The sequence below is a fragment of the Microlunatus aurantiacus genome, assembly GCF_039536605.1.
Lineage (GTDB): Bacteria > Actinomycetota > Actinomycetes > Propionibacteriales > Propionibacteriaceae > Microlunatus > Microlunatus aurantiacus.
Genome location: NZ_BAAAYX010000035.1, coordinates 1 through 3,341 on the forward strand (window position 1 = coordinate 1; position 3,341 = coordinate 3,341).

3 protein-coding genes are annotated in these 3,341 nt (G+C 64.2%); all 3 read right to left on the reverse strand.

Going from position 1 to position 3,341, the window contains the following annotated elements; genetic code table 11:
• Positions 1 to 43: 43 nt before the first annotated feature.
• Positions 44 to 1,120, reverse strand: coding sequence for a tetratricopeptide repeat protein (locus ABD714_RS22320; protein WP_344814670.1), 1,077 nt, complete (start codon positions 1,118 to 1,120; stop codon positions 44 to 46).
• A 21-nt stretch (positions 1,121 to 1,141) separates the two neighbouring features.
• The gene (locus ABD714_RS22325) at positions 1,142 to 2,080 is read right to left on the reverse strand and encodes a tetratricopeptide repeat protein (protein ID WP_344814671.1); all 939 of its coding nucleotides are present in this window, start codon (positions 2,078 to 2,080) and stop codon (positions 1,142 to 1,144) included.
• On the reverse strand, positions 2,073 to 3,341 hold a 1,269-nt coding region (locus ABD714_RS22330; protein WP_344814672.1), incomplete at its 5' end, for an ATP-binding protein. The genes ABD714_RS22325 and ABD714_RS22330, both read right to left, overlap by 8 nt.

Sequence of the window (3,341 nt, forward strand, 5' to 3'; positions counted from 1 at the left end):
TTCTCGCGTCACGCCACGCTCAACCCGCCACCATCACCCAGCCTCATCGGTGGATCGAGGCTAAGTCGCCGCGGCTGTAATGCACCATGCCGATGTTGTTCAAGGCGGCCGCTTCGCCGGCGCGGTCTCCGGCCTCCCGAAAGATGGGGAGGGCCTGCTGGAAGTGGGTGAGGGCAGCCTCCAGGTCGCCTCGGCTGCGGTGAGTGCCGCCAATGTTGTTCAGGGTGGTGGCTTCGCCGGCGCGGTCGCCCGCGTCCTGTTGGATGGAGAGGGCCTGCTGGTAGAAAGTGAGGGCCACCTCTAGGTCGCCTCGGCCGCGGTGGACCATCCCAATGTTGGTCAGGACGGACGCTTCGTTGGCGCGATGGCCGGTCTCCTGCTGGATGGTGAGGGCCTGCTCATAGCGAGTGAGGGCAGTTTTTAGGTCCCCGCGGTTGTAGTGGATGCTGCCGATGTTGTTCAGGGTGGTGGCTTCTCCGTGCCGGTTGCCGGTCTCCTGGTGGGCAGTGAGGGCTTGCTGGAAGTGGGTGAGGGCAGTTTTTAGGTCCCCGCGGTTGTAGTGGATGCTGCCGATGTTGTTCAGGGTGGTGGCTTCTCCGTGCCGGTTGCAGGTCTCCTGGTGGGCAGTGAGGGCTTGCTGGAAGTGGGTGAGGGCAGTTTTTAGGTCCCCGCGGTTGTAGTGGATGCTGCCGATGTTGTTCAAAGTGGCGGCTTCGCCTGCGCGGTCGCCGGTCTCCTGACAGATAGGGAGGGCCTGCTGGAATTGGGTGAGGGCAGCTTCTAGGTCCCCGCGGCTGCGTTGCACGTTGCCGATGCTGTTCAAGATGGCGGCTTCTCCGGCGCGGTCGCCGACCTCGCGGTAGAGGAGGAGGGCTTGCTGGTAGTGCGTCAGAGCGGCGGTGGGGTTTCCGGTAGCGCTGAATGCTCGGCCAGCGTAGTGCAGGGCTGCCGGGCTAACTTCGATCAGCAAGGATCGGGTTGCTAAGCCGTGTACTTCACGGAACCGAGATACCGTCAGCCAGTTGGCGGCCAACTGCTCACCCACTGGGGTGGCGATCTGGCTGATACCGGCGGCTTCGGCTAACCGGAACACTTCCTCGAGCTCGGCCTCACTCGCCATCAGCCCTCCCCAGGGTTGTGATCAAGACTGGGCCTGCAGCTCGGCGCGGACCTGGTTCAGCGTGGCCGTGTCGTCGGCGAGTCCAGGGTGCTGGATGGCGCGGTCGATTGTGACGACGTGTTCCAGCTCGGCGACGGCCGCGGCCAGGTCCCCGGTCGCTCGGTAGATCATGGCGATGTTGGACCGGGTGTAAGCCTCGCCGACTCGATCGCTGATCTCCTGGTGGATGGGGAGGGCATGCTGGTAGTGGGTGAAGGCAGGTACTAGGTCGCCGCGGCTGTGATGGACCATGCCGATGTTGCTCAGGGTGACTGCCTCGCCTAGTAGGTCGCCGACCTCTTGGCGTATGGGTAGAGCCCGCTGGAAATGGGTCAGGGCTGCCCGCCAGTCGCCAAGGCCAAGATAGATGCCACCTATGTTGTTCAACGTTGAGGCTTCGCCGTAGCGGTTGCCAGTCTCTCGGCAGATGGGAAGAGCCTGCTGGAAGTTGGTCAGAGCGGTTTGTCCGTCACCGAGGTGGTCGTGGATCATGCCAATGTTGTTCAAGGTGGCGGCTTCGCCGTCGCGATTACGAGCTTCCTGGTAGATGGGGAGGGCCCGCTGGTAGTGGGTGAGAGCGGCTTGCCAGTCACCGAGGTGGTCGTGGATCATGCCGATGCTGTTCAAGGCGGCGGCTTCGCTTGTTCGGTCGCCGGACTCCTGGCAGAGGGAGAGCGCCTGCTCGCAGTAGGCGAGGGCTTCCGTCGGATACCCCGTCGCCCTGAGTGCTCGGCCGGCATGAAGCAGCGTTATTGGGCTGGCTTGGAGCTGTAGGGACCGGGTCGTCAAGTCCTGTACTTCCCGAAACCGGGACATTGTCAGCCAGTTGCTGGCCAGTCGGTCACCCACATCGGCGATGATCCGGCCAATGCGGGCGGCCTCGGCTAGCCGGAACACCTCCTCCAACTCGGCTTCACTCACTATCGGGGTTTTTCACCCAGAGCTGGTAGAGAAACTCTGCTGCACGTTCTTGGGCCTGGCGTAGGTCGCTGGCTGAGAGATGTTCTACAACGTCTGCGACTAGGGGGCTGAGTAGTGGGGAGACGAGGTACCGCGTCTCGCCTGTGTTTGGGTGCAGGCCGGCTTGGATGAGTCCGGACCGCACCGCAGCCTCGACATCGTCAGCGATGGACCGTTCTGGTGCGAGGGCCAGGATCGCCTCGAGGGGGACGGCGATTTCGTATATGGCGGCGAGTGCGATCGTCCGTCGTACGTTAGGGGTCTGTCTTTCAAGGAGCTGGTGCAGGAGGAGCTCTTCGCGGTACTCCACCTGGGTCTGCTCGATCGTGGCGAGCTGGGCGTCAAGGTCGCCTGGCTCGTTGACGAGACTGTCCAGTCGTTCCAGTAGCCGGGGTATGCCTGCTGAGGCGGCAATGGCCCGCTGCCGGACGGCGTCGTCGAGAGTGCTGGTCGGGCCGAGGTTCACGGTGAGCCGCAGCTTCTTCTCCAGGTCGGCGCCGTGGAGCTGTCCGACCGGGTGTCGTACGACGTTCAGTGAGGTGGGCAGGGGGAAGTCGTAGCGGCTGGTGATGATGATCCGGCTGGGGCTTCCAGCGCGGTTGATGGCGGTTCCGAACGCCTCGATCACCTCGAGTGCGTCTGGGGTGCACAGGTGGCCTCCGTGGCCGTCGTCGTCGAGGTTGCCGTCTTCGAAGTCGTCGAAGGTGAACAGGCAGGGGATGTCGGCGAGTGGTCCGTCGAGGATGAAGCGGAGCCGGTCCCGTAGGGGGCTGTCTCGGCTGAGGAGGTCGTTGACGAGCTGGTCGACGTCTGGGTCGAGGTTGAGACGCTGGGTCAGGTTCTGCACCGCGGTGGTGTCGATTTTCCCGACCCATACGGCGTGCTGGTTGTGGGTGGTGCGGGACCGGTCGAGTAGGCGCGCGGTCAGGCTGCTCTTGCCGAGGCCTCCCATGCCGGTGAGTAGGGCAGCTTGGGGCCCGGTGGTGGGGTCGGCTGGCCGTAGCTCTCGTAGCAGTTGTTGCAGGTCCCGTCGGCGACCGACGAAGCTGCCGCGGTCGGGCACCTTGACTCGGCCTTCGGCGTCGAGGAAGAACGTGCTGGTGTCTCGCGTGCGCAGCCTGGTTCTTCCCCTTTGGCCGAGGGGGGTCACGAGTGGTTCGAGTCCGGACCTGTCTGTGTACAGGCGCAGGAGGTGCCAGTAGCGGCTGTGGTGGGTGAACAG